General features: G+C 72.0%; 28 protein-coding genes, 1 tRNA gene and 1 pseudogene. 10 read left to right on the top strand and 20 right to left on the bottom strand.

Annotated elements, in window-relative coordinates:
- Both Q0R63_RS13750 and Q0R63_RS13755 read left to right on the top strand, forming a co-directional pair.
- Positions 1-677, top strand: a 677-nt coding sequence (locus tag Q0R63_RS13750) for an SDR family oxidoreductase (RefSeq protein WP_295698259.1), incomplete at its 5' end; no start/stop codon positions are given.
- A 75-nt stretch (positions 678-752) separates the two neighbouring features.
- Positions 753-1,613 carry a sugar phosphate isomerase/epimerase family protein gene (locus Q0R63_RS13755; protein WP_295698263.1) on the top strand — a complete coding sequence of 287 codons (861 nt, stop codon included), beginning with the start codon at positions 753-755 and terminating at the stop codon, positions 1,611-1,613.
- Positions 1,614-1,637: 24 nt separating this feature from the next.
- On the opposite strand, the gene Q0R63_RS13760 is transcribed toward Q0R63_RS13755, so the two are convergent.
- Both Q0R63_RS13760 and Q0R63_RS13765 read right to left on the bottom strand, forming a co-directional pair.
- Positions 1,638-1,949, bottom strand: coding sequence for a DoxX family protein (locus tag Q0R63_RS13760; RefSeq protein WP_295698266.1), 312 nt, complete (start codon positions 1,947-1,949; stop codon positions 1,638-1,640).
- Between the two features lie 89 nt (positions 1,950-2,038).
- On the bottom strand, positions 2,039-2,446 hold the full coding sequence (locus tag Q0R63_RS13765; RefSeq protein WP_295698269.1) for a LysM peptidoglycan-binding domain-containing protein: 408 nt from the start codon (positions 2,444-2,446) through the stop codon (positions 2,039-2,041).
- Between the two features lie 236 nt (positions 2,447-2,682).
- Between Q0R63_RS13765 and lexA the strand changes: the two genes are divergently transcribed.
- Positions 2,683-3,474: a transcriptional repressor LexA gene (gene lexA, locus Q0R63_RS13770; RefSeq protein WP_295698272.1), complete on the top strand. Its 792-nt coding sequence runs from the start codon at positions 2,683-2,685 to the stop codon at positions 3,472-3,474.
- Positions 3,475-3,513: 39 nt separating this feature from the next.
- Here lexA and Q0R63_RS13775 read toward each other — a convergent pair whose 3' ends face one another.
- Entirely contained in the window at positions 3,514-4,317 is an 804-nt protein-coding gene (locus tag Q0R63_RS13775) for a Sir2 family NAD-dependent protein deacetylase (protein WP_295698333.1), read from the bottom strand.
- Between the two features lie 250 nt (positions 4,318-4,567).
- Between Q0R63_RS13775 and Q0R63_RS13780 the strand changes: the two genes are divergently transcribed.
- A complete protein-coding gene (locus Q0R63_RS13780) occupies positions 4,568-5,500 on the top strand; it encodes a LysR family transcriptional regulator (protein ID WP_295698275.1) in 933 nt (310 codons plus the stop codon).
- 72 nt (positions 5,501-5,572) lie between these two features.
- Here Q0R63_RS13780 and Q0R63_RS13785 read toward each other — a convergent pair whose 3' ends face one another.
- The 5 genes from Q0R63_RS13785 to Q0R63_RS13805 all read right to left on the bottom strand — a co-directional run bounded on the left by Q0R63_RS13785 (position 5,573) and on the right by Q0R63_RS13805 (position 11,559).
- The gene (locus Q0R63_RS13785; RefSeq protein ID WP_295698278.1) at positions 5,573-8,074 is read right to left on the bottom strand and encodes a ComEC/Rec2 family competence protein; all 2,502 of its coding nucleotides are present in this window, start codon (positions 8,072-8,074) and stop codon (positions 5,573-5,575) included.
- A gap of 80 nt (positions 8,075-8,154) precedes the next feature.
- Positions 8,155-9,333 carry a ComEA family DNA-binding protein gene (locus tag Q0R63_RS13790; RefSeq protein ID WP_295698282.1) on the bottom strand — a complete coding sequence of 393 codons (1,179 nt, stop codon included), beginning with the start codon at positions 9,331-9,333 and terminating at the stop codon, positions 8,155-8,157.
- Positions 9,334-9,468: 135 nt separating this feature from the next.
- The gene (locus Q0R63_RS13795; protein ID WP_295698285.1) at positions 9,469-10,068 is read right to left on the bottom strand and encodes a glycerol-3-phosphate acyltransferase; all 600 of its coding nucleotides are present in this window, start codon (positions 10,066-10,068) and stop codon (positions 9,469-9,471) included.
- A 23-nt stretch (positions 10,069-10,091) separates the two neighbouring features.
- Entirely contained in the window at positions 10,092-10,967 is an 876-nt protein-coding gene (locus Q0R63_RS13800; protein ID WP_295698287.1) for a DegV family protein, read from the bottom strand.
- Positions 10,968-11,004: 37 nt separating this feature from the next.
- Complete coding sequence (locus Q0R63_RS13805; RefSeq protein ID WP_295698289.1) at positions 11,005-11,559, bottom strand: CGNR zinc finger domain-containing protein; 555 nt, start codon at positions 11,557-11,559, stop codon at positions 11,005-11,007.
- A gap of 54 nt (positions 11,560-11,613) precedes the next feature.
- Here Q0R63_RS13805 and Q0R63_RS24620 point away from each other — a divergent pair.
- Together Q0R63_RS24620 and Q0R63_RS13810 are read left to right on the top strand one after the other, a co-directional pair.
- Positions 11,614-12,018 (top strand): annotated as a pseudogene (locus Q0R63_RS24620) (EamA family transporter); the annotation flags it as partial.
- Positions 12,019-12,364: 346 nt separating this feature from the next.
- Entirely contained in the window at positions 12,365-12,571 is a 207-nt protein-coding gene (locus tag Q0R63_RS13810; protein WP_295698291.1) for a hypothetical protein, read from the top strand.
- Here the strand turns inward: Q0R63_RS13810 and leuS are convergent.
- Positions 12,552-15,488: a leucine--tRNA ligase gene (gene leuS, locus Q0R63_RS13815; protein ID WP_295698295.1), complete on the bottom strand. Its 2,937-nt coding sequence runs from the start codon at positions 15,486-15,488 to the stop codon at positions 12,552-12,554. The two genes, Q0R63_RS13810 and leuS, sit on opposite strands and share 20 nt — an antisense overlap.
- Positions 15,489-15,680: 192 nt before the next feature.
- Entirely contained in the window at positions 15,681-16,358 is a 678-nt protein-coding gene (locus Q0R63_RS13820) for a lysoplasmalogenase (protein WP_295698298.1), read from the bottom strand.
- Positions 16,359-16,443: 85 nt separating this feature from the next.
- On the opposite strand from Q0R63_RS13820, the gene Q0R63_RS13825 reads away from it, so the two are divergent.
- Positions 16,444-16,833 carry a thioesterase gene (locus tag Q0R63_RS13825; RefSeq protein ID WP_295698300.1) on the top strand — a complete coding sequence of 130 codons (390 nt, stop codon included), beginning with the start codon at positions 16,444-16,446 and terminating at the stop codon, positions 16,831-16,833.
- On the opposite strand, the gene Q0R63_RS13830 is transcribed toward Q0R63_RS13825, so the two are convergent.
- Both Q0R63_RS13830 and Q0R63_RS13835 read right to left on the bottom strand, forming a co-directional pair.
- Positions 16,823-17,182, bottom strand: coding sequence for a DUF1304 domain-containing protein (locus tag Q0R63_RS13830; RefSeq protein WP_295698303.1), 360 nt, complete (start codon positions 17,180-17,182; stop codon positions 16,823-16,825). The genes Q0R63_RS13825 and Q0R63_RS13830 overlap by 11 nt on opposite strands.
- Positions 17,183-17,203: 21 nt before the next feature.
- Positions 17,204-18,340: a hypothetical protein gene (locus Q0R63_RS13835; protein ID WP_295698306.1), complete on the bottom strand. Its 1,137-nt coding sequence runs from the start codon at positions 18,338-18,340 to the stop codon at positions 17,204-17,206.
- A gap of 392 nt (positions 18,341-18,732) precedes the next feature.
- Between Q0R63_RS13835 and Q0R63_RS13840 the strand changes: the two genes are divergently transcribed.
- The gene (locus Q0R63_RS13840) at positions 18,733-19,557 is read left to right on the top strand and encodes a DUF4397 domain-containing protein (RefSeq protein ID WP_295698308.1); all 825 of its coding nucleotides are present in this window, start codon (positions 18,733-18,735) and stop codon (positions 19,555-19,557) included.
- On the top strand, positions 19,545-20,267 hold the full coding sequence (locus Q0R63_RS13845) for a class F sortase (RefSeq protein ID WP_295698311.1): 723 nt from the start codon (positions 19,545-19,547) through the stop codon (positions 20,265-20,267). The genes Q0R63_RS13840 and Q0R63_RS13845 overlap by 13 nt, the downstream gene beginning before the upstream one ends.
- A 13-nt stretch (positions 20,268-20,280) precedes the next feature.
- On the opposite strand, the gene Q0R63_RS13850 is transcribed toward Q0R63_RS13845, so the two are convergent.
- The 6 genes from Q0R63_RS13850 to Q0R63_RS13875 all read right to left on the bottom strand — a co-directional run bounded on the left by Q0R63_RS13850 (position 20,281) and on the right by Q0R63_RS13875 (position 23,139).
- Positions 20,281-20,356: transfer RNA gene (locus Q0R63_RS13850), tRNA-Ala, on the bottom strand.
- A 233-nt stretch (positions 20,357-20,589) separates the two neighbouring features.
- Positions 20,590-21,267 carry a histidine phosphatase family protein gene (locus Q0R63_RS13855; RefSeq protein ID WP_295698314.1) on the bottom strand — a complete coding sequence of 226 codons (678 nt, stop codon included), beginning with the start codon at positions 21,265-21,267 and terminating at the stop codon, positions 20,590-20,592.
- A gap of 17 nt (positions 21,268-21,284) precedes the next feature.
- Positions 21,285-21,653, bottom strand: coding sequence for a ribosome silencing factor (gene rsfS, locus Q0R63_RS13860; protein WP_295698317.1), 369 nt, complete (start codon positions 21,651-21,653; stop codon positions 21,285-21,287).
- An 8-nt stretch (positions 21,654-21,661) separates the two neighbouring features.
- The gene (gene nadD, locus Q0R63_RS13865) at positions 21,662-22,336 is read right to left on the bottom strand and encodes a nicotinate-nucleotide adenylyltransferase (RefSeq protein ID WP_295698335.1); all 675 of its coding nucleotides are present in this window, start codon (positions 22,334-22,336) and stop codon (positions 21,662-21,664) included.
- Positions 22,333-22,569, bottom strand: a complete 237-nt coding sequence (locus Q0R63_RS13870) for a hypothetical protein (protein WP_295698338.1) — start codon at positions 22,567-22,569, stop codon at positions 22,333-22,335. The genes nadD and Q0R63_RS13870 overlap by 4 nt, the downstream gene beginning before the upstream one ends.
- Before the next feature lie 9 nt (positions 22,570-22,578).
- Complete coding sequence (locus Q0R63_RS13875) at positions 22,579-23,139, bottom strand: DUF402 domain-containing protein (RefSeq protein WP_295698321.1); 561 nt, start codon at positions 23,137-23,139, stop codon at positions 22,579-22,581.
- A gap of 82 nt (positions 23,140-23,221) precedes the next feature.
- On the opposite strand from Q0R63_RS13875, the gene Q0R63_RS13880 reads away from it, so the two are divergent.
- A complete protein-coding gene (locus Q0R63_RS13880) occupies positions 23,222-24,355 on the top strand; it encodes a glycosyltransferase family 2 protein (protein ID WP_295698324.1) in 1,134 nt (377 codons plus the stop codon).
- Here the strand turns inward: Q0R63_RS13880 and Q0R63_RS13885 are convergent.
- Both Q0R63_RS13885 and Q0R63_RS13890 read right to left on the bottom strand, forming a co-directional pair.
- A complete protein-coding gene (locus tag Q0R63_RS13885) occupies positions 24,296-24,991 on the bottom strand; it encodes a class I SAM-dependent methyltransferase (protein ID WP_295698326.1) in 696 nt (231 codons plus the stop codon). The two genes, Q0R63_RS13880 and Q0R63_RS13885, sit on opposite strands and share 60 nt — an antisense overlap.
- Positions 24,992-25,081: 90 nt before the next feature.
- Complete coding sequence (locus tag Q0R63_RS13890; protein WP_295698329.1) at positions 25,082-26,365, bottom strand: glutamate-5-semialdehyde dehydrogenase; 1,284 nt, start codon at positions 26,363-26,365, stop codon at positions 25,082-25,084.
- Between the last annotated feature and the right edge of the window lie 56 nt (positions 26,366-26,421).

A 26,421-nucleotide genomic window follows, 5' to 3' on the forward strand; every position in this document is an offset into this window, starting at 1 on the left:
ACTCGGCGGCCGCGGCCGCCGAGGAGCTCGGTGGGCCAGATCGAGCGGTGGCTGTCGCCATGGATGTCAGCGACGAGAACGCGATTGCCGCCGGTGTCGCCGAGGCGGTGCTCGCCTTCGGCGGTGTCGACCTCATCGTCAACAACGCCGGGATCACCCGGGCGGGCTCGCTCGCCGACACGACCTTCGAGGACTGGGACCTGCAGTACCAGATCATGCCGCGCGGCTCCTTCGCCGTCGCCAAGGTCCTCGAGCCGGTGCTGCGGGCGCAACGGCTCGGCGGCGACATCGTCAACATCTGCTCCAAGAACGCCGTCTTCGCCGGACCGAACAACATCGCCTACTCCTCGGCCAAGGCCGCGCAGGCCCACATGGTGCGGCTGCTCGCAGCGGAGCTCGGCGACATCGGCGTCCGGGTCAACGGCATCAACCCCGACGGGGTCGTGCGCGGCTCCGGCATCTTCGCGGGTGGGTGGGGGGCGTCCCGGGCGAAGACCTACGGCGTGGCCGAGGAGGATCTCGGCAAGTACTACGCCCAGCGGACGGTCCTCAAGGAGGAGGTGCTTCCCGAGCACGTGGCCCTCGCGGTCGTGGCGCTCACCGGCGGGCAGCTGCCGGTGACGACAGGGCTCATCGTGCCGGTCGACTCCGGGGTGCCCCAGGCGTTCATGCGGTGAGCAGCGCGGTGAGCCACGGATCGTGGGAGCCGGCCACCCGGCATACGTGACAACGGTTTTCGAGAAGGAGTGCACATGAGCAACCAGATCGGTGTCCACGCCCTGGTGTGGGTCGGGGGGTGGAGCCCGGACGAGGCCCGGTTGGCCATCGAGTCGTCGCGGGAGGCTGGCTACGACCTGATCGAGCTGGCCGCCCTCGACCCGGATTCCTTCGACGCCGACATGACCGCGCGCCTGTTGCAGGAGAACGGGATCGGCGCGGGGGTCTCGCTCGGTCTGTCCGACGCGACCGACGTCTCGAGCGACGACCCGGAGTGCGTGGCCCGGGGACGTGAGCTGCTCGCGAGCGCCCTCGCGCTCACCCGCGACGTCGGCGGCAGCTATCTCGGTGGAGTGATCTTCTCCAAGCTCGGCCGGTATGCCGCGCCGGTCACCGCCCGCGGCCGGGCCAACTCGGTCGAGTCGATCGCCTGGCTGGCCGACAAGGCGCTCGATGCTGGCGTGACCCTCGGGCTGGAGTTCTGCAACCGTTACGAGACCAACGTCCTCAACACCACCGAGCAGACGCTGGCCTTCATCGCCGACGTCGACCGGCCCAACGTCGTCGCCCACCTCGACGTCTACCACATGAACATCGAGGAGGTCTCCTTCTCCGGGGCGGTCCACGCGGCCGCCGCCGCAGGCAAGCTCGGCTACGTCCACCTCGGCGAGTCGCACCGGGGCGCGCTCGGCACCGGGTCGATCCCCTTCGAGGAGTTCTTCCGGGCGCTGCACGAGGTCGGCTACCAAGGGGTGCTGACCTTCGAGTCGTTCTCGTCGCGCGTCGTGCACCCGACCCTGTCGTCCACCCTCGCGATCTGGCGCGACACCTGGGACGACGGGATGGTGCTCGCCAAGGACGCCCGCGAGTTCATCCGCACGGGCTTCGGCGCCTAGCGCCCTCCGACTCAGCGGGAGCGGTCAGAGCTGGGTGAAGCGCAGGATGCTGACCACCAGCGCGAGCGCCAGCAGCGCGCCGTTGACAGGGAAGGACTCCTTCTCGCCTCGGCGTCCGTGGACGACGAGCGCGCCGACCATGGTGACGGCCAGGCCCAGCGCGGCGAGCGGGGTGAGGACCTTCGCGATCCCGGTCAGCCACGGCAGGATGACGCCGATCCCGCCCAGCACCTCGATGCCCGCGATGGCCTTGATCTGGGTCGCGGAGTAGCCCTCGGTCCAGCCCATCCGGCCGCACACGCCCGAGTGCCGTCCACCGGTCAAGGTGGACGGCACTCGTCCCTCATTCCATGAGGTCGGCCGTCAGGGGGTCGAGGCCTGACGCCGTGTGCTCCCGGGCCCCCGACCCGGGCAGTTTCGCGGGGTCAGCCGATGCTCGGGATCGCGAGCTGCTGACCGGCGTGGATCTGCGAGGTGTCGAGGTGGTTGGCGAGCTGGATCTGGGCGACGCCCTCGGCGATGGGCAGGCTGGGCATCTCGGTGTCCGCGATGCCGGACAGGGTCTGACCGGACATGACGGTCACGGTGTGGTCGATTCCCGCGCTCGCCGACCCGGCGCCGAACAGCGTGATCGCGAGGACGCTCGCGATGACGACCACCGCCCCGGTGAGGACGAGCCGGCCGAACCGGCTGATCCGCAGGGGTGAGGTCGGCCGCGACCCTCGGGCCGCCCGGCCGGTCGGCACGAGTCGCAGTTCCGGCCGCATCGTGCCCGGGACGCGCGCGGGGAGCGAGTCCCACCCGGGCAGGGTGTCGTGAGCCAGTGCAGTCATGGTGTCCTCCGAGGGGGTGCGGATCGAACGTGTGTCCGATAGAACGCTAAGACGATTTCTAGCACGCCTGTTCGAGAAAGTCGAGACACGCCTCGAACAGGTGTTTGGTACTGCTGTTCGAAACCCGTACGCTGCGTCCATGTCCTGAAGTGCACCAGAAGGGTCTGACAGGCCATCTGACCTGCACCGATAGGACCGAGCGCGAGCCACGCACGACGATGACGGAGGAGCTGGTCATGGCACGGGAAGCGGATGGCGCAGACATCCACGAGATGCCCGAGCGCGGACTCGGCGACGGCCTCACGGTGCGGCAGCGGCGCGTCCTCGAGGTGATCCGCAACTCTGTCGACCGCCGGGGCTATCCCCCGAGCCTGCGCGAGATCGGCGAGATGGTCGGTCTCACCAGCCCGAGCAGCGTGGCCCATCAGCTCTCCGCCCTGGAGCGGAAGGGCTATCTGCGGCGCGACCCCAACCGGCCCCGAGCGATCGAGGTCATCTCCCCCGACGCCCCGGCGGACGCCCGTGGCTACCGCTCCGGCGACAGCGGCACCCGCGAGATCATCGACAGCCAGGGCCTGCTCGAGCGCGACGAGCGCCCGGACGACCCGGGGTCGCGGCACGATACCGAGACCGGCTCCGGCGACGCGCGGCCGGCCGCGGCATACGTCCCGGTCGTCGGACGGATCGCCGCCGGCGGCCCGATCCTCGCCGAGGAGCTCGTCGAGGACGTCTTCCCGCTGCCGAGGCAGATCGTCGGCGAGGGGCCGCTGTTCCTGCTCAAGGTCGTCGGCGACTCCATGGTCGATGCGGCGATCTGCGACGGCGACTGGGTCGTCGTCCACCAGCAGCAGACCGCGGACAACGGCGACATCGTCGCGGCGCTGCTCGACCACGAGGCGACCGTGAAGACGTTCAAGCGCAAGGACGGTCACGTCTGGCTGATGCCGCACAACGTCGACTACTCGCCGATCAACGGCGACGAGGCGACCATCCTCGGCCGGGTCACGGCGGTCCTGCGCCGGGTCTGAGCCGCGGGTCGTTCGCGTTTCGGGTCGACCGCCCGCGCGTCAGGCGGGCAGGGCCTCACGCAGCGCGGTCAACGTCTCGCCGAGGCGGCCGTGCAACCGCACGCTCGCCTCGCCGTCCCCCCGGGTCGGGCTCGCGGTGACGATCGCCACGGGGATCCCGTCTCGGGCCGCCCGCCGCACGAACCGGTAGCCGCTCATCACCGCGAGCGACGACCCCAGCACCAGCAGCGAGGCGGCTCCCTCGACGAGTGCGAAGGAGCGCTCGACCTTGGGCTTGGGCACCGACTCCCCGAAGAAGACGACGTCGGGCTTGAGGGTGTCGTGCCCGCAGACCAGGCAGTCCTGCAGGTGAAAGGTGCGGACCGCGTCGTCGTCGAGGACGATGTCGCCGTCGGGGCGGATCTGGCTCGAGACGCGCGACCCGTCGCCCACGGCGCGCAGCACGCGGTCGGCGAAACCGGGGTTGGCCTCGTCCATCCGGTCGTGCAGGGAGGCCCGGCTGGTGCGGTCTCCGCAGGTGAGGCAGACGACGTCCTCGAGGTTCCCGTGCAGCTCGATCACGTCGTGGGCGCCGGCCGCCTGGTGGAGGCCGTCGACGTTCTGGGTGATGATCCCGTCCAGGAGCCCGGCCCGCTGGAGGTCGGCCACCTCGCGGTGCCCGGCGTTGGGGGTGGCCCGGGAGAACCGCTGCCAGCCGATGAAGCTGCGGGCCCAGTAGCGCTGACGCGCCGCCGACGTGGCGGTGAACTCGGCATACTGCATCGGGGTCACCCGGCGGGTGCCATCGGCGCCGCGGTAGTCCGGGATGCCGGACTCGGTGGAGAGGCCCGCGCCGGTGAGCACGGCGACGTGGCCGGCGGCGACGAGGTCGACGAGGCGGTCGAAGGAGTCCGGCTGCTCCGGGGTGCCCTCCTCCACCGCTCGGGCCAGCCATGACGGCGAGGAGGGGGGGATCGCAGACACCCATCCAGTATGAGTGGGTGCGCTACCGAGGTCGGGTCGAGCCTGCCCGTCCAGCAGCAGCCCTGAGGTCAGATCACCACAGTGCGACAAACGCTCCACCTGGATAACACGAGGTTATAGAGTGGGACCCATGATCGATGCTGCCGGCCTCCGCGTCATGCGCGCCATCGCCGACGAGGGCAGCTTCACCGGCGCTGCCGTCTCGCTCGGCTACTCCCAGCCCGCCGTCTCTCAGATGGTCCGCCGCCTCGAACAGCGCAGCGGCACCGTCCTGGTCGAGCGGATCGGGCGCAACGTCCGGCTCACCGAGGCCGGGCAGGTGCTGGCCCGGTATGCCGTCAGCGTGCTCGCGTCGCTCGACGCCGCGGAGGAGGAGGTCGCCGCGATCGCCGGGCTGCGCTCGGGCCGGGTCCGGCTGATGGCCTTCCCGTCGTCGTCGGCAACCCTGGTGCCCCGGGCGCTGTCGCTGGTGAAGAAGCGCTTCCCGGACATCACCGTCACCTTCAGCGAGGGAGAGCCCCCGGAATCGCTTGCCGCACTGCACTCCGGTGACTGCGACCTCGCGGTCGCGTTCGCCTACGAGGGCGGGGACATCGGCCGCGGCGAGGACCTCGACCTCTTCGTCAGCACCAAGCTGCTCGACGACGAGGTGCGCCTCGCCGTGCCACGGGACCATCCGCTGGCCGCCGCCGGGGACGCCGACCTCGCCGACTTCGCGCAGGAGTCGTGGATCGCCGGGTGTCCTCGTTGTCGTGGCCACCTGCTCTCGCTGTCGCGGCAGGCCGGCTTCGTCCCGAAGGTGTCCTTCGAGACGGAGGACTACATCGCCGTCCTCGGCCTGGTGAGCGAGGGCCTCGGGGTCGCACTGGTCCCCGACCTCATCCTCGCCGCGGCCCACAACCCCGATGTGGCCACGCTCTCCCTCAAGCCCGCGTCACGGCGGGCCATCCACGCGGTGACCACCGAGGACCTCCAGCGGGTGCCGGCGGTCAAGGCCACCCTCGAGGCGCTGTGCGAGAGCGCCCGCGCGCACACGGCGCGGCATACCCCCGTCTCCGTCTGAGCCCACACCCCACCCGCGACATCCGGGAATGTGGTTACCCCGGCCACCATGATCCCGGACCCACGAGAAGGGTCACGAAGTCGAGGTCCGCACGGCGACCTGACCACCCGGGTCCTTGGACACGGCGAGGTCGCCCGACACGTCGGTGCGCAGGACCCGGAAGCCGTCCTGCTCGAGAGCCTGCACCGTGCTCGGCGCCGGATGGCCGTAGTCGTTGCCCTCGCCGACGCTGATCATCGCCCAGGGCGCGTCGATCGCCTGGTAGAGCGCATCGTCGCGGTTGCTCGAGCCGTGGTGGGCGACCTTGAGGACGTCGAACCCGGCGGCCAGGACGGCAGGATCACGACGCAGGGCGAGCAGCACCTCGTGGGCGGCCTCTCGCTCGATGTCCCCGAGCAGGGCCAGGCGCACGCCGTCGACGTCGACCGTGAGGACGATCGAGGCGTTGTTGGGCACCGACCCGGCGTGGATGACGCGCGCCGGCCACCAGACGTGGGCGGAGACGCCGGGCCACGCGAGGTCGTCCCCGGCAAACAGCTCAGCGAGAGGGACGTGCGCCTGGCTCGCCCACTGCTCGACCGCACGCTCCCGCTCCGGGGGATCGTGGACGGGGGTGGCGAGGACCTGGCGCACGGTCCGACCGCGCAGCACCCCCGGCAGACCGTCGACGTGGTCGGCGTGGTCGTGGGTGAGCACCACGGCCTCGATCGTGGTGACCTTCAGCCGCGACAGGCAGCCGTCGATGAGTGCGGGGTCCGGGCCGGCGTCGACCACCACCACGGCTCCCGAGGCGCTGCGCAGTACGAGGCCGTCGCCCTGGCCGACGTCGCACACGACGAACCGCCAGTCCGCGGGCGGCCAGGTGACCACCGACGTCGGTGTGGCGACCCCGGCCGCGAGGACACCGACGCCCAGCGCCGTCCAGGGTCGTCGTCGCGACTGGTGCACGAGCCACGGTCCGCAGAGCAGGAGGACGAGCGAGAGCGCCGCCAGGGTGAGGGCGCCCGCCGCTCCGCCCGGCCAGGGCACCGACCCCCACGGCGCCCGGGCGCACGTCCGGGCGATCCACGCGATCCCGAGCGTCGGCAGAGCAGGAAGCCAGGCGAGGAGCGCAGCCCCGCCGGTCCACACGACTGAGACCAGTGCCACCGCGACACCCAGGACGGTGGCGGGTGCGACCAGCGGAGCGGCCAGCAGGTTGGCGAGGATGCCGATCACCGAGACCGAGCTCTGCAACAGGACGATCACCGGGGCACAGACGACCTGGGCCGCGACGGGGATCGCGAGCGCGGGCCCCCAGGAACGGATCCGGCGGGGTAGCCAGCGCCCGATGGCCGCGCCCCAGGGTGCCGCGAAGAGCAGCAGTCCGAGCGTCGCCAGGGTCGACAGGACGAAGCCGAACGAGCGCGCCAACCAGGGGTCCCAGCAGAGCAGGGCGATCACGGCGGCGGCCAGGGCAGGTATGCCGATCCGTCGCCTCGACACGCTCATCCCGAGGAGCCCGACCGTCCCCATCGCGGCCGCCCGGACGACGCTGGGCTCGGGGCGCACGAGGACGACGAACCCCAGCAGGAGCCCGAGCGCGACCAGCGGTCGCCACCGGCGGCGGACGCCGACGAACCGGCAGAGTCCGAGCCCCGCCGTGAGGATGACGGCGACGTTGGACCCGGAGACGGCGCTGAGGTGGGTCATCCCCGTCGCGAGCATCGCCGCGGTGAGATCGGGCGGCGTCCTGGACGTGTCGCCGATGACCAGGCCGGGCAACAGGCCTCGCGCGTCGGCCGGCAGGTGGTCGACCGCGTCACGGAAGCGGGAGCGCACGGTGCCGGCCATCCGGGCGAACAGTCCCGGAGCCTCGAGGCCCGTCGCGGCGCCGGTCGGACTCAGCACCGCGACGACGTCATCACCGGGGTCGTCGGTGGGTGCGAGGCGCCCGACGAGCCGGATCCGCTGCTGCCACGTCAGCGCGAGCAGTCGTTGGTCGCCGAGGACGAGCACCGGGCTGTCGACGTGGGCGGTGGTCCCCCGGCCCGTCACGACGTCGACGTCGACGGTCATGACGACCAGGGGTGGACCACCCGGCCGGCCGGCCGTGGTGGTGACGACCACGGGGTCGGAGGCGACGACACCCTCGACGGTCACGACGGCCCGCTCCCCCGCGAGCTCGCGCACCGGACCCGCCTCGCGGACCGCGGTCCACGACGCGAGGCTGACCGAGACGAGAGCTGCGACGACACCCGAGAGCGCGAGCAGGCGCGACCAGGCGAGACGGTCCCGGGGTTGCGCTTCCCCTCGTCCGTCCTCGGACGGCGGGTGGTCGGGCGGCGCGCGGTCGGGCGGCTCACCTTCAGGCGGTGCATCGTCGGGCGGCTCACCCCCGGGCGGTGCGTCATCGGATCGCCGCTCGCCACGACCCTTCCCGATGAACCACGCGACCGGGAGGAGGAGCAGCCCCCCGCCGGCGACGACCGCCATCGCCCAGCTCGGCCACGAGAGGGCCAGGGCCACGAGCCCCCACCCGACCAGGGCCGGCACGAGCAGCCGGAGATCGGTCGCTGCGACGACGGGCGCCACGACCTGTCCGTCATCGAGATCCCCTGTCACGCCTGGCGGCTCGTCGCGGTCGGCGTCAGGTCTCCCCATACCCGGACGAGTCATACCCGTACGAGCGGACGGAGCTGCTCGAGGAGCCTGTCGCCGATGCCACTGACCTCCCCCAGCTCGTCGACGGCGCTGAACCGGCCGTGCTGCGCGCGCCAGTCGACGATCCGTTGGGCCAGGACCGGGCCCACCCCGGGGAGGGTGTCGAGCCCGGCCAGGTCGGCCGCATTGAGGTCCACGACGACGACCGTGGGGGAACCGCCGGCCGCGCTGCCCGGGCCCCCGGCCCCACCGGCAGACCCACCCGAACCTCCGATCGGCGCCGGCGGGTCCTCGCCCGGCCGCGGGACATAGACCTGCTCCCCGTCGGCGAGGAACTGGGCGAGGTTGAGCCGGGCCACGTCAGCACCCGGCAGCGGCCCGCCGGCCCGCGTCACCGCGTCGCCGATCCGCGACCCTGCGGGCAGCGTCACCACACCCGGGCGTGCCACCTGCCCCACGACGTGGACGACGATCGTCGAGGAGACCGTCGTCCCCGAGGCCCCTCCCCCGGTTCCCGCCTTCCCGCCAGACACGGCACCGCTCGAGCCGCCCGTCGACACAGCCACCGTGCTACCCGCCGACCCGCCACTGATGACGAACGCCTCCGGGGTGGTCGACCGCACGACCCCCAGGGGCGTCGACCCGGCCACCGGCTCCGGCACGACGCCGCTCTCGGCGCGGGCCACCCGGACCGCGAACACCAGTGCCGCCACCCCGAGGACGAGCACCAGCGCGACGATGCCCACCCACGAGACACCGACCCTCGCCCCGCGCAACGACACCGGAAGCGTCACCATCGCCGGCCCCTGCCGCCCCCGCGGATCCCGGTGCCGCCCCGGCAGCCCCGACTCCCGCCCCGGCAACCGCGACTCCCGCTCCCGTCCGCCCGGCCGACCCGGATGCGCCCCGACCGGATCCCTGGCTCCGTCGCCCTCCGCTGCCTCGCCCTCCGCTGCGGCGCCCTCCGCTGCGGCGACCTCGGCTGCGTGGACCTGCGGTCCGCCGACCTCGGCTGAGTCGACATCCCCCTCGTCGCCGACCGGCCCCGAGAGCTGGACGGACCCCGGTTCCACCGGCACCCACCCCCGCTCCAACCGCTCGACGACCTCGTCACCCGAACCGCGCCCGGCACCACTGGCGACCAGCGAGAGCAGTCGGTCGCTGACGAGGGAGGGTGGCTGACGCGGCATACGCCCGACGCTAGGAAACCTGCCGGCTCCGCGCCAGAGGACGACCACCGCCTGTGGATCGTGGGACGAACGGAGCAGGGGGTGTGGACAACCTCGCCTTCCGACGCCGCCGCCAGACCTCAGGAACTCAGCCCCTCACGCCCCCGCCAACCCCCGCGCCCGCCACCACCCCAGGATGTTGGCCCGGTGCCGACTGACGACGATCCCGGCGAGCACCACCGCCCACGCCGTCGTCCACCAGCCGCCGCCGGGCATCAGGGCGGAACCCATGAGGCCCGCCCCGGCGAGCACCCCGAGCACGACCAGGACCACCGCGGCAGCCAGCGACGCCCCGGCCACCCACCGCCCCAGCGCGACCACGACCCCGAACACGACGAGCATCGCGATCCCGAACAGCGGCTGCACCCCCACCACCGCACCGAGCGCCGTCGCGACACCCTTGCCGCCGCGACCCCTGAGGAACGGCGAGAAGACGTGCCCGAGCACCGCGGCCACCCCGACGACATAGGCCAGGTGCACCCCGCCCCACCGCAGCGCGAGATAGGTCGGGACGAGTCCCTTCGCCACGTCGAGCACTCCGACGACCACCCCCCAGCGCGCCCCGAGGACCCGGCCGGCGTTGGTCGCCCCCGGGTTGCCCGACACGGACGCCGAGAGGTCGCGACCGAGAAGGCGGGCCACGATGGTCGCCGGGTTGACCGACCCCACCACGAAGGCGACCAGGATGGCCGCCACCGACCAGAGGATCGTCCGCAGGCTCACAGCTCCCCCGGGCGCCCGGGCCGGGGGCTGACGACGACGGCCAGTGTCCCCGGTCCCACGTGCGCGCCGACGACGGCGCCGAGCTCGCCGACGACCACGTCGCCGAGCCGGTCGCCGAGCCGGCCCGCCACCTCCGCGGCCAGGCTCGCTGCCCGGGTCGCAGAATCGAGGTGCTGGACCGCGACGTCGACCCGGGTGGTCGCTGACGCCGCGGCCAGAACGGCGAGGTCGGCGAGACGCGCCAGGGCCCGGCTCGAGGTCCGCACCCGCTCCAGCGGCTGGATGCTGCCGTCGGCGAGGGTGAGGATCGGTTTGATGGCCAGCGCCGACCCCAGCATCGCCGACGCCGCACCGATGCGACCACCGCGACGGAGGTGTTCGAGGGTGTCGACGTAGAACGCGACGTATGCTGCCTCTGCTCGCGAACGCGCCACGGCCGCAACGTCATTGACCGAGCCACCCGCGGCTGCGCAGTCGGCGGCCGACAGCACGGCATACCCCATCGCCATGCCGAGCGACCGCGAGTCGACGACCACGACCGGCACCGGGGACTGCTGGGCCGCGAGCTGGGCGGCCTGGACCGTGCCCGACATGTCGGCGGACAGGTGCACCGACACGATGGCCGTGGCACCGTCCCCAGCGAGCCGCTCGTACTCCGTCAGAAAGGCCTGGGGCGCCGGCCGAGAGGTGCTGACGGGGACGAAGGCCCGCAGCGCCGTGGAGAGGTCCTCGGTGGTGACGTCGACCCCCTCGCGACGCTCCACCCCCCCGACCACGACGTGGAGCGGCACGATCGTGAGGGGCACCGCAGCCGCAGCGACGAGCTCCGCCGGCAGGTATGCCGTGGAGTCGGTGACGATCGCGACGCTCACCGTCGTGACGCTATCGCCTCGACTCACCCGTCCGGCGTCAGGCCGTGCCCCGAGCCCGGGCCCGGTGCGCGCGCACCCGCGCCCGCACTCCGCACCGTTCGTCGGCGCACCACCGCCGCTTGCCGCTGTGGTCGACGAAGATGCCCGAACAGGTGTCGTCGCCACAGGCCTTGAGCAGCATCCGCTGCGGCCCCGAGAGGTCGGACACGGCCTGTCGGGCGAGGCGGGCCCGGGCCACCGCGGGGGTCGCCGGTCGGCTCAGACGGAGTCCGTCAGCTCCGCGGCGCAGCCCGACCGGCTGGTCCTCGGCAAGCGCGCGATCGAGGACGAGGACGTCCCCCTTCGACGGGATGTCGCCCCGCACGATCGCGGCGGCCGCGCCGTGCATCGCCTCGCGCAGGAGGTGAAACTCCTCGACGTCGGCTTTCGCGATCGCTGTCGTCGGCTCCAACGACCGCTCCCGCAGCCAAGCTCGGAGTGACCCGGGGTCGGGCACCTGTTCGTCCGGCAGCGGCTGGTAGCGCCCGAGGAGCGTGGCGGTGAGGTCGAGCCAGTCGGCGCCGTAACCGGTCCGGAACGTCGTGGTCGTCATGGTCTCATTGTAACGCCTTGACTCGTGACGCGGAAGGATACTTAGGTGTAACGCATGAAATCGTTACGCCTTGACGCCCGCGGTCTCCTGTTCATCCTCATCTGGACCAGCGGCTATCTCGGCGGTGCCATCGTCGCGACCGAGATGTCACCGCTGGCCACCAACCTCTGGCGCTTCCTCGGAGCCGCCGTCGTGCTCGGGGCGCTCGCCCTCCGCCGGCACGAACGATGGCCACGGACGCCCAGGGCAATGGCTGCCGCGGCACTGCTCGGGTTCCTCGTCTTCGCCGTCCAGTTCGGCGGGCTCTACACCGGCATGGCCGAGGGCGTCTCTGACTCGACGACGGCCCTCATCGCCTGCTCCACGCCCCTGCTCGTCGCCGTGATCGGCACGGCCCTGGGGTGGGATCGCCTGCGCCCCATCCAGTGGCTGGGCATCGGGATCGGCGTGCTCGGCGTCGTCGTGACGCTTTCCGACCGTGTCGGTCGACCTCCGCCCACGGGAGCGCTGGGGTGGACCCTCCTCGGGCTCGTCGGTCTCACGGCCGGCACGGCGCTCCAGGGTCGGCTCGGCGACATCGGCGATCCTTTCGCGTCGGCCGCCACCCAGCTGGCGGCCGCCGCGGTCGTGATGGCGGTCTGGGCGCCGTTCGAGGGCTCGCTCGCGTCCCGCTCGCCCCTCGCGGCCTCATCGCGTTCCTGTGGATCGCCATCATCCCCGGCATCATCGGGCCGGTGCTCCTCTTCGCCCTCATCCGCGAGCGCGGCGCCACGACCGCATCCAGCCTGCTCTTCGTCGTCCCGCGGTGACGGCGCTCGGCGCCTGGCCCCTGCTGGGAGCTGCGGTCGGCCCGACGGCGGTCGCCGGTCTCGGCATCGCCGGCGTCGGACTCTATCTCGCCCGCCGACCCGCGCGCCGCCCGTATGCCGCGGCCTCGCCGCCCGCACCCGCCGTCCGTCCTTCCACGACAGACGGGCCCACTCCGGACGACCTCACACCGGCACGACGTTGACCAGCCTCGGGGCCCGCACGATCACCGTCCGGATCCCGTCGCCGGTCGCCGCGACGACCTTCTCCCGGGCCAGGACGAGTGCCCGCAGGGCCTCCTCGGTGATGTCGGCCGGCACCTCGACGCGGTCCCGGACCTTGCCCCTGATCTGGATGACGCAGGTGACCTCGTCGTCGACCAGCAGGGCCGGGTCAGCGACGGGAAAGGGCACGAAGGTGACCCCGCCCTCGTGGCCGAGCATCCGCCACAGCTCCTCGCTGAGGTGCGGGGCGACCGGGGCGACCATGACGACCAGCGCCTCGACGCAGTCCCGGGGGGGCGCGTCGAGCTTGGTGACGGCATTGTTCAGCTCGATGAGCTTGGCGATCGCGGTGTTGAAACGCAGGTGCTCGTAGTCCTCGCGCACCCCGGCAATCGTCCTGTGCAGCAACACTTTCATTGCGTGGTCGGGGGCGTCGTCGACGACCAGCATCGCCCCGGTCTCCTCGTCCACGGCGTTGCGCCACAGCCGCTGGAGGAAACGCTGCGCCCCCACGACGGCCCGCAGGTCCCACGGCTTCGACAGCTCCAGCGGCCCCATCGACATCTCGTAGACCCGGAAGGTGTCGGCGCCGTAGGCGTCGTACATCTCGTCGGGGCTGACCGAGTTGCGCGCCGACTTGCCGATCTTGCCGTACTCCCGCTGGACCGGTTCCCCGTGGTGGGTGAAGGTCATCCCGTCGCCGGTCCCGTGCTCCTCGACCTCCGACGCCTCGACGTACTGGCCGCGCGCGTCGCGGTAGGCGAAAGCCTGGATGTAGCCCTGCGAGAAGTACTTCCGGAACGGCTCCTCGCTCGAGACCAGGCCCAGGTCGAACAGCACCTTGTGCCAGAACCGTGCGTAGAGCAGGTGCAGCACCGCGTGCTCGACGCCCCCGATGTAGAGGTCGACGCCGCCCGGGTCCATGACCCCCGCGGGTGCGCCGGCGACGGCGGCCGGCTGCTTGGCCAGCCAGTAGGCCTCGTTCGCCGGGTCGACGAAGACGTCGTGGTTGGCCGGGTCGAGGTATCTGATGTAGTACCAGCAGGATCCGGCCCAGTTGGGCATCGTGTTGGTCTCGCGACGGTAGCGCCGGACACCACGCCCGTCGCCGAGGTCGAGCTCGACGTTCACCCACTCCGGCACCCGCGACAATGGCGGCTCGGGCACCGACTCGGCGTCCTCCGGGTCATACGTCTTGGGCGAGTAGTCGGGGACGTCGGGCAGCTCCACGGGCAGCATCGACTCGGGCACCGCGTGGGACACGCCGTCCTGGTCGTAGACGATGGGGAACGGCTCGCCCCAGTAGCGCTGGCGGCTGAACAGCCAGTCGCGCAGCCGATAGCTGATCGTGCCCTCGCCGATCCCCGCGTCCTCGAGGTGGGCGATGATCCGCGCCTTCGCCTCCGTCACCCGCAGGCCGTCGAGGGAGATCTCGGCGTTGCTGCTGTTGATCGCCGGGCCGTCACCGGTGAAGGCCTCGTCGTCCGGGTGGCCGTCCGAGGGCAGCACCGTGCGCACGATCGGCAGCTCGTAGGCCACGGCGTAGGCCCAGTCGCGCTGGTCCTGGGCGGGGACGGCCATGATGGCGCCGGTGCCGTAGCCCATCAGGACGTAGTCGGCCACGAAGATCGGGATCGCCTCTCCCGTCAGCGGATTCGTCGCGAAGGCTCCGGTGAAGACCCCCGTCTTGGACTTGTCCTCCATCTGCCTCTCGACGTCGCTCTTGCGCGAGGCCGCCAGCCGGTATGCCGCGACGGCCGCCCCCGGTGTCGCCGTCACCTCCGCGCCGCCGTCGCCCTTCCAGACCTCCTTGGTCCCCTCCGGCCACCCCGTCGGCACGATCGTGTCGATCAGCGGGTGCTCCGGCGCGAGGACCATGAACGTCGCCCCGAAGATCGTGTCGGGGCGGGTCGTGAAGACCTCGACTGCCCCCATGACCCACGAGGCGTCCTCGGCCGACGAGAGCGCCAGCGGGAAGGTCACCCGCGCACCGTGGGACCGGCCGATCCAGTTGCGCTGCATGGTCTTGACCTTCTCGGGCCAGTCGACGCGGTCGAGGTCGTCGGCCAGCCGATCGGCATACGCGGTGATCCGCATCTTCCACTGGCTGAGGTTGCGCCGGAAGACGGGGTAGTTGCCGCGCTCGGACCGCCCCTCGTTGGTGACCTCCTCGTTGGACAGCACCGTGCCCAGCCCGGGACACCAGTTGACGGGCGCCTCGGAGGCATAGGCCAGCCGGTAGCCGTCGATGATGTCGGCCCGCTCCACGGCGTCGAGGTCGCCCCACGCGCGCCCCCCCATCGCCGGGACCACGCGCGCCCCCGACTCCAGCTCGCCCTCCAGCTCGGTGATGGGGCGGGCCGCCCCCCGCGAGCCGTCCGGACGTAACCCCTCGGGGTCGTACCACGAGCTGTAGATCCGGACGAAGATCCACTGGGTCCAGCGGTAGTAGTCCTGGTCGATCGTCGCGTAGCTGCGGCGGTTGTCGAAGCCGAGACCCAGCCGGCGCAGCTGGCGCCGCATGACGACCATGTTCTCCTCGGTCGTCTTCCGCGGGTGCTGACCGGTCTGCACGGCATACTGCTCCGCCGGCAACCCGAAGGCGTCGTACCCCAAGCAGTGCAACACGTTTCGTCCGAGCATCCGGTGGAATCGCGAGTAGACGTCGGTCGCGATGTAGCCCAACGGGTGGCCGACGTGCAGCCCCGCGCCGCTGGGGTAGGGGAACATGTCGAGCACGACGAGCTTGTCGCCCAGCGCCGCGACCTTGTCGGGCTCGGCCCAGGGGCCCGCGGGGTTGGGCGCCTCGAAGGTGCCCTCCTCCTCCCAGCGGTCCTGCCACGCCACCTCGATCTGCTGCGCCATGGCCGCGGTGTAGCGGAAAGGGGTCTCGCTCATCGTTCTCAGTCCTTCGGGGTCGTGAAGTCGGTGGGGTTGCACCAGTCCGCCCGTCGGTCTCGGGGCAAACAAAAACCCCTCACACGTGGAGGGGTGGCCGCGCTGCTGTCCGTCCGGCTGGTATCCGACAGATCAGCGCGGCTCGATAAGGAGGAGCTGCCGAGTCACCCGCTCAGGTTAGCGCAGCGGCGGTCATCCGAGCAGATCGGGGCGCAGCACCCCGATCACGACCGCCACCTGCGCCAGGTGGTAGGTCACCGTCGCCGCGACCTCGGCCAGTTCGAGCCCCGAGCCGAGTGGTCGCCGACCAAACCGCGACCACGCGCTGAGCCCGTCACGGACGCCGAAGAGGGTGAGCCCGAGCCCGACGAGGACCTGCCCGCGCACCCAGGCGACGACGGTCACCACCCCCAGCACGATCGCGTATGCCGCGACCGCCGTTCCGGTCACGCGGTCGCGCGAGACCAGCGGACGCAGCCTCCTGCTCAAGGCGGCCACGAGCCCGAGGGCGACGACGACCAGCGTCACCCCCAGCCACGCCGGGGCCGCGCTCCCCATCGTCAGCAGGGCGCCGAGATAGGCGAGGTGCGCGAGGAGGAACGCGACGAGCCCACGGGTGAAACGCTCGTCCGAGGGGTCGCGGCCGAGGAGAAGGGCGTCGCCGACGAGGGACAGGAGCAGCCCGAGCAGCAGCCAGCGCCCGGACGCCACCGCGTCCGCGTGCAGCAACCAGGCGAAGGCGAGCAGCAGGACGATGACGGCGGGCTTCGTCAGCTGCTCCAGTGCCCGGTTGCGGCGGACGACGGCAGCCCAGTCCCCGACGGCCGCGACGACCACCGCCAGCAGCAGGACCCACCCGAACACGTTCACGGCGCCCACTCTCCCGTGCCGGCGGGCGAGCGACGCACTGCGACACGCGACGCTCCTGCGGCGACCCGGCGTTACGCTGCTCCGCGTGACCACCTACGAACGCATCGTCACCACCGCGGACACCGCGGCCACGCTGGGGAGCGGCGACCTGCCCGTGCTGGCCACCCCGCGCCTGATCAACTGGCTCGAGCGGGCCGCGTTCACCGAGGCGGCGGAGGGCCTCGAGGACGGGCAGACGACGGTCGGCACGACGGTCAAGATCGACCACGTGACGGCGACACCGGTGGGGTCCACGATCAGCATCAGGTGCTCGAAGCCGAAGAACGACGGGCGTCGGCTCATCTTCCACGTCAAGGTCCTCGGCCCCGGCGGCGAGGTCGTCGCCGTCGGCGAGGTGCACCGCGCGGTGGTCGACCGCGAGCGCTTCCTGCGGCGCTACGGCAGCCTGCCGGACGCGCCGCCCGTCACCGACTGAGCTGCACCGCCGCGAGGGCGAGCAGCCCAGGGACCGCCTGCACAACCAGGATTCGCCGACTGACGGTCGCCCCGCCGTAGATCCCGGCGATGACGACGCAGCCGAGGAAGAAGCTGAGCACGGCCACTCTCTGGTCGCCCGCGACGAGACCCCAGACCAGGCCCGCGACGAGGAACAGGTTGTAGAGGCCCTGGTTGGCCGCGAGCGTCTTGGACTCCCGGGCGAAACCCTCCTCCAGGCCGAAGGCCGCCCGGCCGCGCGGCGTCGTCCAGAGGACCATCTCGAGCAACGCGAAGTAGGCGTGCAGCAGGGCGACGACGACAACGAGGACGGTCGCCACGACGGTCATCAGAGGTCGTATGCCGTGTAATCAGGGAAGCGGAGTCAGGGCCGGGGGGACGGTCGCGGCGCCCTGGACGGCGGCCTTGCCCTGGCCGGCCACCTGGCTCGCCGCGCCCGCCCCGCTGGTCGCCGGGTCGACCACAGCCGGGGCAGCAGGCGCCGCGGGCGTGTTGGCGGGCACGGTCGGGCCGCCCCCGGCGCCCCCCGCCGTACCGGTGGGCGGGGGCGGTGTCGCGGTCTCCGTCGGCGTCGGCGTCGGGGTGTCAGTGGGCGCTGGTGGCGGTGGCGGCGGCGTATCCGTCGGCGGCGTCGTCGGGGTGTCGCTGGGCGGTGGTGTCGTCGGCGGATCGGTCGCCGTCACCGGGGCGGGCGGGGTGGAGGGTGGTGTCGTCGGGTCGGCGGGCGGAGGGGTCGACGGCGTTGTCGTCGGGGGCGTCGTCGCCGGCGGCGAGGGCGACGGAGACGGAGGAGACGGTGGCGTGTCGGACGGCGAGGGGGTTGCCGTGCCCGCTGGGAGGCCGAGGACGAGCAGCGAGGTGGCGCTGGGAAGCCCGCTGATCAACCCCACGGGGGACGTCGTCGCGTGGGCCAGCGCCTGGCAGTCCGCCTGGGCCACCGCGGTGGTCAGCTGGGGGCAGCCGTAGGAGTTGATCTGGGAACCGATCACGTAGGAGACGTTGAGCGCGTCCATGCTCCCGTCGATGAGGGGGGCGACCAAGGCGGTCGTCGCGGTCGTGCCGGCGGTCCCGGCCGCGACCACGTGGTCGAGGAGGTAGCGCACGTCCACCCGCTTGGCTCCCGGTGGCGCGAGCATGACGATCAGGGGTGCGGTGAGGGTGCGGGACTTGATCTGCATGTCCTTGCCGTCGACGGTCAGCTCGATCTGGGAGACGGTCGGGGTCAGGTGCCTGAACGCCGGCGGGGCGTCCGCGACCTTCGGAGGGCTCAGGGTGATCTGTTGCTGCCGATGGTCGAAGCGGACGGTCTCGGTCATGCTCAGCGTGCCGTCGCCGAGCGGCGTCGCATAGACGGTGATCCCCCGGTTGGCGTCCGGAGGTGTCGTCGTGATGGACACCGGGCGCGCGGCCGACGTCGTGGGTGAGGGCGTCGCGTCGTTCGCGGTGGTCGTCGAGGGCGAACTCGCGACGTGGCGCTGGCTCGTCACCGGCAGAGGTGGCGGCGGGGGACCCGGGTGGCTCAGCACCATGCCGGACGCGAGGACGAAGGCGACGGCGCCGCTGCCAGCGGACCATGCCTTTCGTCGTCCCGGCCAACGCACAGAAAAGCGCAACACGAGAAAGTCCCACCCTCCTGAGAGCGGCCACACGGATGACTGCCCGGGACGGAACCCCACTGCCAGGAACCGTTACGTCCAACAGTAGGTGAACCTCGCCGACCCGCACGACCGATTCGGAAAAGTTCGACCGAACGGATGAGGTGACATTTCCCCACCAAGGGGACGCCATTCGAAGGTTCCCACCCCAGCCGGAGGCGACGCCCCTAGTGTGACCTCAGTCGCGCGGGCGGGAGCGTCGCGCCTGGAGGACGGATCCCACGATGCTCAATGCCGTATCGATCGCGAAGCGCACGATCAGTCCCCCGACCTCACCCGGTCGGGTGCGACGCCGGCTGGTGGCCGGCGCCGGGTGCCTCGCCCTGGGGGTCGCGGCGGTGGTCGCGAGCGCCCCGACCACGGCCCAGGCCGCCGTGACCGGCAGCGTCTACCTCGTCCAGGGTCTGCCGAGCACGACCGTCGACCTGCTCGTCGACGGCACCACCGTCGCAACCGGCAGCAAGGCCACGGGCATCGTCGGACCGCTCACCCTCGCGTCCGGCACCCACACGTTGAGCGTGCGCACGGGCTCGACGACCCTGCTCGACAGCACCTTCACGATCGCCGCGAGCACCAGCAGCGACATCGTCGTCCACCGGCCGGCGTCCCCGTCCGGCGCCCCCGTCGTGACGGTCTTCGCCAACGACCTGTCCGCCATCCCGGCCGACAAGGCCCTCGTCGTCGTCGCCCACACGGCGGCCGTCCCACCGGCCGACATCCGGGTCAACGGCAAGGTCCTCTTCGCGAACGTCGCCAACGGCGAGTCGCTGTCGCTCGTCGTCCCGCCGGCCACCTACAAGGTCGACATCGTCCCGACGGGAGCCACGACACCGATGATCCTCGGGCCCCTCGACCTCACCGTGACGGCCGGCGCCCTCAACCGGGTCTTCGCCATCGGCGAGCCGAAGTCCAACACGATGAACGCCATCGTGCAGGTCCTCAAGCTGCCGACCACGGGCACGGCGAGCCCGACCACCGTCAACACCGGCACCGGCGGACTCGCCGCCCAGCTGGGGCTCGCGCACACCGGCCTGGCGTGGCGCCCCTGACCTCCCGTGCTGCCCCGACGACCGTGACCGCCCCGAGGTGTGCGCCGCTGACCCGTCGCCGGGTCGGCCTCGTCGGCATACTGGTGGTGACGATGCTCTCGCTCGTGGGCTGCGGGTCGGCTGCACTGCCCGGCGCGGTGGCAGGCGCGTCGAGCTCCCCCGGCGGGGGAGCCACCACACCCGCGGCGACCCCCTCGCCGCTGCCCTCTCCCGCGCGGGTCGGCACCGCCGCGCCCGGCCAGCAGATCTGGTTCCGGCCGACCTCGATCACCCTCCCCGGCCGGCTGACCACCCAGGTGGACATCGCGAGCACCGTCGACGGTCACCTCGCCGTTCCCACAGACGTGGCGCACGTCGGCTGGTGGGACGGCGGGGCCAAGGCGGGCGAGTCGTTCGGCAGCATGGTCATCGCCGGGCACGTCGACTCGGTCGGTGGCCTCGGCTTCTTCGCCAAGCTGCTCAGCATGAAGGTCGGCGACGACGTGACCGTGAGCGACGGCCGTCACCAGCTCACCTACCGCGTGGGCAGCGTCGTCGAGGTCAAGAAGGGCGTGCTCGCCACGGGCACGAGCGCATTCGCCCAGACCGGAAACCACCGGCTGACCCTCATCACGTGTGCCGGCACCTACGACCGCGGCAACGGCGGCTACGAGGAGAACCTCGTGGTCACCGCGACGCCCACCGGCCCGGTCACCGCCGTGAGGTCCTGAGCCCGAGCCGAACTGGTGGAGCTGAGGGGATTCGAACCCCTGACCCCCTCCATGCCATGGAGGTGCGCTACCAACTGCGCTACAGCCCCGAACGGATCGCTCCGCGGGTGTCCCCGTGGGGACTGCGTGAGTTTAGCCAACTCGGTGCCCGGGACCCAAATCGGTGGGACCACAGACTGTGGGCCCGCCCCTGCCGCCGCCTGTCACCCCCGCTGCCGCTGCCGCCGCCTCCAGACTCGCCTCCTTGCTTCGCGATGGCCCGTTCCGGCCAGTTCGACCCCTCGAACGGGCCATCGGGAAGCAAGAAGCGGGGTGTGGCCGGTCAGGCGCCGGGGGCCGGGTGGCCGGGGGCCTCGCGGACGCCGACGTTCCAGTGGTCGAGGCGCCAGGTCGGGGTGACGTCGCCGCCGGCGATGCGGGTCGCCTCGGCGACCGTGGCCCAGTGACAGTTGTCGAGGCCCCAGAGGATCTTCCCCGCCAGCATCTGGTCGAGGCCGAGCAGGGAGGCGACGCCGGTCCGGGAGGTGACCCCGTGGCATACGACCAGGGCCAACCCACCCGGCTCGAGCGCGGCGATGACGTCGTCGAGGGCCGCACGGGTCCGCACGGCGAGCTCCGCGATCGTCTCTCCGGTATGCCCGCGACGGACGTCCTCCCCGGCGCCGAGCGCCGCCATCACCTCGGGGTCGCGCTCGCGGACCTCGGCTCCGCTGCGGCCGCCCCAGTCGCCCACGTCGACCTCGCGCAGCCGGGCATCGCGCAGAACGCGCTGGCCGGTGAGGGCGGCTACGTGGTCGGCGGTGATGGCTGCCCGCTGCAGGTCGGAGGAGACGATGAACGCCGGCTCGAGCGCGGCGACGACCGGGGCGGCCCGCTCGGCCTGCGCCAGACCCACACCCGACAGGGCCGAGTCGCGGTGGCCCTGCCAGATGCCTGCGGCGTTGTCGACGGTCTGACCGTGCCGCATGATGACGAGGCGCCGGGGCCTCGGCCCGCTCACGGGGTCGGAGCCGGCGCTCAGGGGACCGCGACGGCGGCCAGGTCGACGGCCGGGCAGTCCTTCCAGAGCCGCTCGAGCTGGTAGAACTCGCGCTCGTCGGCATGCTGGACGTGCACGACGATGTCGCCGAAGTCGATGAGCACCCACCGGCCCTCGCGCTGGCCCTCGCGGCGGATGGGCTTGACGCCCTGGTCACGCAGCCGGTCCTCGACCTCGTCGACGATCGCGCCGACCTGTCGCTCGTTGCTGGCGGAGGCGATGACGAAGATGTCGGTTAGGGCGAGCTGGTCGCTGACGTCGATCGCGATGACGTCGTCGGCGATCTTGTCCTCGGCGGCGAGAGCGGCGACCTTGGCGAGGGTCAGGGCGCGGGATGAGGCAGTCATGTGAGGTGTCAACGCTCCAGGGAGACGGCAGCCGCGTGCGGCATGAAGGTCGTGCTGAGGGGGGTGTGCTTGCTGGCCCCGGAGGGCGAGGTCGTCCGCGTGGGGTCGTAGAGGTCGTACTTGTTGATGTACTGGACGACGCCGTCGGGCACGAGATACCAGACCGGTTGGCCGTCGGCGACGCGGACGCGGCAGTCCGTCGAGCTGATGGACATCGCCGGCACCTCCTGCAGCGTGATCTTGTCGGTCGGCAGGCCGTTGTCGGTGAGCACGTGGCCGGGACGCGTGACGCCGATGAAGTGGGCGAGGTCCCACAACTCGGCGATGTCCTTCCACGTGAGGATCTGGGCGAGCGCGTCGGCGCCGGTGATGAAGAACATCTCGGCGTCGGGACGCTCGGCCCGCAGGTCACGCAGGGTGTCGATGGTGTAGGTGGGGCCGGCCCGGTCGATGTCGACCCGGCTGACGGTGAACCGAGGGTTGGAGGCGGTGGCGATCACCGTCATCAGGTAGCGGTGCTCGGCCGGCGAGACCGCGGTCCCGTCCTTCTGCCACGGCTGGCCGGTCGGGACGAAGATCACCTCGTCGAGCCCGAAGCGCATCTGCACCTCGCTCGCGGCGACGAGGTGACCGTGGTGGATGGGGTCGAACGTGCCACCCATCACGCCGATCCGCTGGCTCAGTGCTGCCTCTGGCCGTGGTCGCCGCCGCCCTGGCCGGCCGGACGCGAGGGACCCGAGGTGCCGGGCCGCTGCTTCGCGGCCACCTTGGACGCGGTGTTGCGGAAGGACCAGAGCACACCGAGGCCGGCGAGGAAGGCACCGAACGCGATCAGCGCGAACGCGTAGGGAGGCATCTGCAGCTGGTAAGGCACCGCCTCGGCATAGACGAGGACCGGCATGAGCGGGGCTGGCATCCTCACACTCTATCGCCCCCGGGTGACACCGTCCGCCGCCGGCGTGGTGGCGGCTCCCACCTCGGCCCACCGGTGCCCGACGCTGCGCCACGGCTCCTCGTCGGCCGACACTGCCGCCACGACGGCGGCGCACGAGTCCTGGGCGAGCGTCACGACCCAATCGGGATAGCTCAGGCTCACCTGGTGCTCGAGGAACTCGTCCTCGTCGTCGATGACCACCCGGCCGTCGCGCAGCCGGATGACGTCGAGGTCGAGGTCGACGGCGCGCACGGTCCGGCCCTCCCAGACGGGCACCGTGGACATGTCGACGTAGATGTCGCAGGCCGGCTCCCCCGGCCCGTAGAAGGTCGCGACGTATGCCGCGTGGCGCGGCACGAGCAGCGCCGTGGCCGACGCGGTGGTCGTCGTCACCCCGGGGCGACTCATCGGCATACCGGCAGGCGCACCGACCCACCAGCCGTACTTGTCCGCACCGAGGTAGCGCGCGTCCAGCTCCCAGTGCTGATGGTCGCCCCACTTCGTGAACCGGATCCCGACCACGTCACCGACCGTGAGATCCGGTGTTTCCATGCCGGCACAGTAACGAGCGGCTCACAAGAACGCCTCACCGCGTCCACAGCCCGCGCAGGGACTTCGCCGTACATTGGAACGCATGCACCCGGAGCTGTCGGTCGTCATCCCGATGTACAACGAGGAAGAGGTCCTGCCCCTCCTCGTCGCCCGGCTGCGTCCCCTCCTGGACGCCATCGGCTCGACCTACGAGGTGGTCGCCGTCGACGACGGGAGCACCGACCTCACCCCGGCCCTGCTGCACCGGCTGCACCGCGACTGGGACGCGGTCCGCGTCGTCCGGCTGCGCGCCAACGCCGGCCACCAGGCCGCGATCTCGGCCGGTCTCGCGAGCGCCCGGGGCGACTACGTCGTGACGATCGACGCCGACCTGCAGGACCCCCCCGAGGTCATCGCGCAGATGCTCACCAAGGCCAAGCGCGACGGGGTCGACGTCGTCTACGGCGTGCGCAACGACCGGTCGAGCGACACCGCCTTCAAGCGGGTCAGCGCCCACGCGTTCTACGCCTTCATCCGGCGGATCTCCGGCACCAACGCCGCGAGCGACGCCGGCGACTTCCGGCTGATGTCCCGGGCGACCATCGACGCGATCAACGAGCTGCCCGAGCACAACCGGGTGCTGCGCTTCATCGTGCCCGCCCTCGGATTTCCCTCTGACACAGTCGAATACCGCCGTGAGGAGCGCGCCGCCGGCACCTCGAAGTATCCGCTGCTGACGATGCTCAAGCTCTCGGTCGACTCCGTCACCGGCTTCTCGATGGCGCCGTTGCGGCTCGCGACGATCCTCGGCCTCGGCGGCGGCACGCTCGCCCTGCTGCTCGGGGTCTACGCCATCATCGCGGGGATCAGCGGCCACACGGTCGCGGGCTGGACCTCTACCGTCCTCATCGTCGCCGCCGTCGGCGCGGCACAGCTGCTCTGCCTCGGCCTCCTCGGGGAGTACATCGGCCGGATGTACACCCAGATGCAGGGCCGTCCCACCTACTTCATCGCCTACGACTCCTTCACGGCCGGCGCCCGCCGTGGACCGACCGACACGCCGCTGCCCCGCGGTCAGCGCCCCGTGGTGGGAGACATCACGGCGGACATCACGGCGGACGTCCAGTCCGACGACGGGGACGGCCAGGCCGCGACGGCGCCACAGGCGGTCGCCGCGTCAACCGACGAAGCGCGCCGTCACCAGGAGGCTCACGCCCGGCAGCTGCTTGACCGGTAGGTAGCGCTCAGCCGTGATGATGGCGCGCAGCCCGGCGTTGACGACCGGGTGCACGTCGGCGAGGTCGCTGCCCGCGCTCGAGCGCCGGCGCAGGGCCACCACGGGGCGGAGCAGGACGTTCCACGAGTGCATCGACGCGATCTGGAACCCGCCGGACGTGAGGGCCTCCGTGAGGGTCTCGCGGGTGTAGCGCCGGACGTGGTCGACGGCGTCGTCGTGGGCCGACCAGAGCCGGGGGTCGGCGGGGACGGCGACGAGGAAGGTGCCGCCGCGCCGCAGGACGCGCCGGACCTCGGCCACGGCGCGGGCGTCGTCGGGGATGTGCTCGAGGATGTCGAAAGCGACGACCAGGTCGAGGCAGCCGTCCCCGACGGGCAGCCGGGTCGCGTCCGCACGCAGCGTCGCCAGCCCCCGCTCGTGGGCGACCTCGGCGCCCTCGGAGCCGTACTCGAGCGCCGCCGACCGCCACCCGAGACCACGCAGGACGCGGGTGTTGCCCCCGCCGGCGGCGCCGACGTCCAGCGCGACCCCGGGGGTGAGTCCGTCGAGCGCCTTCGCCAGCAGGTGCCGGCGCTCGCGATACCACCAGTGGGTGTCCTCGAGCGCGGCGAGCTTGCGTACTTCGGTGCCTTCCACGCGGGCATCATCCCAGCGCGGCGGCAGTGGTCCCAACCACCTCGGTCCGGCGCGCCGCGCAGCAAGCCTTCAGATGGGCGGCGCCAGCCGTCAGGTGCGGAGCTGGCCGTCGCCCTCGACGATCCACTTGGTCGTGGTCAGCTCCGGCAGCGCCATCGGCCCCCGGGCGTGCAGCTTCTGCGTCGAGATGCCGATCTCCGCCCCGAAGCCGAACTCTCCGCCGTCGGTGAACCGGCTCGACGCGTTGACCATGACGACCGCGGCGTCGACCTCGGAGGTGAATCGCCTTGCCGCAGCGCGGTCCTGGGTGACGATGACCTCGGTGTGCTGGGTGCCGAAGGTCCGGACGTGGCTCAGTGCCGCATCGAGGTCCGGCACCACCCGGACGTTGATCTCGAGCCCGTGCCACTCGGTGCCGAAGTCGGCGTCTGTCGCGATCCCGTATGCCGCGCCCGCGGCGTCCGCGAACTCGCTCACCTCGCCCCCGGCGTGGGTCGTGACGCCGGCCGAACCGAGCTCGGCGAGGACCTTGGGGAGGAAGGCCTCGGCCACGGACTCGTGGACGAGCAGGGACTCGGCGGCGTTGCACACGCTGGGTCGCTGGGTCTTGGAGTTGAGCACGATCGCGAGGGCGCTGTCGAGGTCGGCCGCGGCGTCGACGTAGACGTGGTTGACGCCGATGCCCGTCTCGATGACGGGGACGGTCGACTCCCGGACCACGGTCTGGATGAGGTCGGCGCCGCCGCGCGGGATGACGAGGTCGACGAGGCCGCGCGCGGTCATCAGGGCGCGGGCGGCGTCGTGGCCGCCCTCGTCGAGGAGGGACACGGCATACGCCGAGATGCCTTGTGCGACAAGCGCATCCCTGATGGCGGTGACGATCGCGAGGTTGGTCGCACCGGCAGCCGACCCGCCCCGGAGGATCACGGCGTTGCCGCTCTTGAGGCAGAGGGCGGCGGCGTCGACGGTGACGTTGGGGCGAGCCTCGTAGATCATCCCGATGACGCCGATCGGCACCCGGACCTGACGGATCTCGAGCCCGTTGGCGAGGGTCCCTCCGCGGACCACCTCGCCGACCGGGTCGGGCAGCCCGGCGATGTCGCGCACGGCCCCGGCGATGGCGGCGATCCGGGCCTCGTCGAGCATCAGCCGGTCGAGCAGGCCCACGGCCAGGTCTCGGTCTCGGCCCCGTCTCAGGTCCGCGGCGTTCGCGGCGACGATCGTCGGCGTGGCCACCTCGAGCGCGTCGGCGAGGGCGAGCAGCACCTCGTCCTTGGCGGCCCGCGAGAGCAGCGCGAGCTGCCGCGACGCGGTGCGCGCGTCGGTCGCGATCTCGGCGACGTGCGCGACGACGGTGGGATCGATCTCAGCCATGGGGCCAGCCTACGGCGTGCCGTCACCCTCCCCCGCCCGCTGAGGCCCCCCCCCCC

It is taken from the genome of Lapillicoccus sp., from assembly GCF_025353065.1.
GTDB lineage: Bacteria > Actinomycetota > Actinomycetes > Actinomycetales > Dermatophilaceae > Lapillicoccus.

Excerpts from the sequence above, each read along its gene's own strand:
- Q0R63_RS13755 (WP_295698263.1), top strand. The coding sequence starts at position 753 with ATGAGCAACCAGATCGGTGTCCACGCCCTGGTGTGGGTCGGGGGGTGG.
- rsfS (WP_295698317.1), bottom strand. The coding sequence starts at position 21,653 with ATGACTGCCTCATCCCGCGCCCTGACCCTCGCCAAGGTCGCCGCTCTC.
- Q0R63_RS13840 (WP_295698308.1), top strand. The coding sequence starts at position 18,733 with ATGCTCAATGCCGTATCGATCGCGAAGCGCACGATCAGTCCCCCGACC.
- leuS (WP_295698295.1), bottom strand. The coding sequence starts at position 15,488 with ATGAGCGAGACCCCTTTCCGCTACACCGCGGCCATGGCGCAGCAGATC.
- Q0R63_RS13880 (WP_295698324.1), top strand. The coding sequence starts at position 23,222 with ATGCACCCGGAGCTGTCGGTCGTCATCCCGATGTACAACGAGGAAGAG.
- Q0R63_RS13870 (WP_295698338.1), bottom strand. The coding sequence starts at position 22,569 with ATGCCAGCCCCGCTCATGCCGGTCCTCGTCTATGCCGAGGCGGTGCCT.
- Q0R63_RS13805 (WP_295698289.1), bottom strand. The coding sequence starts at position 11,559 with ATGACGACCACGACGTTCCGGACCGGTTACGGCGCCGACTGGCTCGAC.
- Q0R63_RS13875 (WP_295698321.1), bottom strand. The coding sequence starts at position 23,139 with ATGGAAACACCGGATCTCACGGTCGGTGACGTGGTCGGGATCCGGTTC.
- Q0R63_RS13830 (WP_295698303.1), bottom strand. The coding sequence starts at position 17,182 with ATGACCGTCGTGGCGACCGTCCTCGTTGTCGTCGTCGCCCTGCTGCAC.
- Q0R63_RS13780 (WP_295698275.1), top strand. The coding sequence starts at position 4,568 with ATGATCGATGCTGCCGGCCTCCGCGTCATGCGCGCCATCGCCGACGAG.
- Q0R63_RS13790 (WP_295698282.1), bottom strand. The coding sequence starts at position 9,333 with ATGCCGCGTCAGCCACCCTCCCTCGTCAGCGACCGACTGCTCTCGCTG.
- lexA (WP_295698272.1), top strand. The coding sequence starts at position 2,683 with ATGGCACGGGAAGCGGATGGCGCAGACATCCACGAGATGCCCGAGCGC.
- Q0R63_RS13765 (WP_295698269.1), bottom strand. The coding sequence starts at position 2,446 with ATGACTGCACTGGCTCACGACACCCTGCCCGGGTGGGACTCGCTCCCC.
- Q0R63_RS13890 (WP_295698329.1), bottom strand. The coding sequence starts at position 26,365 with ATGGCTGAGATCGATCCCACCGTCGTCGCGCACGTCGCCGAGATCGCG.